Origin of the sequence: Clostridium boliviensis (genome assembly GCF_033342255.1) — a bacterium.
GTDB lineage: Bacteria > Bacillota > Clostridia > Lachnospirales > Lachnospiraceae > Lacrimispora > Lacrimispora boliviensis.
In genome coordinates, this window is the sequence record NZ_JAWONS010000319.1 from 1 (window position 1) to 1,566 (window position 1,566).

Genomic DNA, 1,566 nt, shown 5'->3' on the forward strand with positions numbered 1-1,566 from the left:
TTCAGCCCCGTAAATTCCATGATCTGAGAGATATAATTCCGATAATGGCTCATCAGTTCTTCCTGACTGGCATCCTCTAAAGTCTCTTTACCTGGTCCAAGATCTGCACCGTCAAAATACAGGGCATAACGGGTGGAATCGCTCATGTCCTCAGACCACTGAGGCAGAATAATACTTCCCACCCCCAGATCATCATAGATTTTTCCTGCCTGTTCCAGATATTCCTTTACTGTTGAAGCGCGGCTGATCCCATCCATATAAACAGCAAGCCCGCCAAACCCGGCGGTCCTTCTTCCCTCCATATCCATTCCAGTCAGATAAAGGTCGGCAATTTTTTGCTCCAGTGATCCTTTTGCCTCATTTTTTCTGTTTTTAACAGATTCCTGAAGGACTTGATTTAACAGATCATATGCCTCCCTGTCCAGCTTATAAAACTGGCTCCAGCCGCCCGCATCACCGGGAATCTGGATTTTGGCCAGCATCTGTCCATTGATATAATCATAATAATCGTCTTCTAGCCGTACATTCTGTGCCTCCCCTGCAGAGGCTTTTCCCTGACCGCTAACGGGTTTTGCTTCAGTCTGCTCTTCTTTGGGCGTAGGATCTGCTTTTCTTACACAGCCGGAAAACGTCAAAACCAGAGCTGTAATTGCCGCCAGTATTCTGAAAAAACCTTTTTTCATTGAATCATCCTCACTTTGCCTTATTGGAAATTTTTGTACGAAAAAAGGAAGCGGATTTCTCCACTTCCCATCTGCTCACTCTTATTATACTTAAACTTCGTCAGAATATACAGGTGCATCTTCTGCAGCTGCTTCGTCCTGATTCTGAAGTGCTTTGATGCTTAAGCTGATCTTCTTATCATCCTCGTTAAAATCAACAACCTTTGCTTCGATTTCCTGTCCAATAGCCAGAACATCGGAAGGTTTCTCCACATGCTCTCTGGAAATCTGAGAAACATGAAGCAGTGCATCTACGCCTGGCTCCAGCTCAACAAATGCGCCGAAATCAGTCATACGTGCTACTCTTCCATTCACTACATTACCCACTGCATACTTTTCAGCTGCATCTCTCCATGGGTTTGTCTCCGGGAATTTTAAACTGAGGGCAATCTTATCGCCATTGATGTCTTTGATTAAGACTTTAACTTTCTCACCAGCCTTGAATGCTTTCTTCGGGCTTTCTACTCTGCCCCAGCTCATCTCTGAGATATGGAGTAAACCATCGGCTCCGCCAAGATCAATAAATGCACCGAAATCAGTAACATTCTTGATGGTACCTTCTACCACATCGCCTGCATGGATCTTTTCAAATAATTCTTTTTGAAGCTCGGCTCTCTTAGCAACCATAATCTGCTTTCTGTCACCGATAATTCTTCTTCTTCTTGGATTGAACTCTGTAATGATAAATTCAATCTCCTTGTCTGCATACTTGGTTAAATCCTTCTCATAAGTATCGGATACCAGGCTTGCAGGAATGAAGACTCTTGCGCCCTCTACAACCACACTTAAACCACCGTCAAGTACCTGTGCAACTTTTGCGGTAAGTACTTCGTGATTCTCAAAT

Annotated in this window: 2 protein-coding genes; both read right to left on the reverse strand. The window is 43.9% G+C overall.

The window, feature by feature from the left end:
* Positions 1–683: M13 family metallopeptidase (locus RZO55_RS21890; protein ID WP_369293248.1), on the reverse strand; the 683-nt coding region annotated here is incomplete at its 3' end.
* Positions 684–773: 90 nt separating this feature from the next.
* A partial coding sequence (locus RZO55_RS21895; RefSeq protein ID WP_318066388.1) for a 30S ribosomal protein S1 occupies positions 774–1,566 on the reverse strand: 793 nt, incomplete at its 5' end.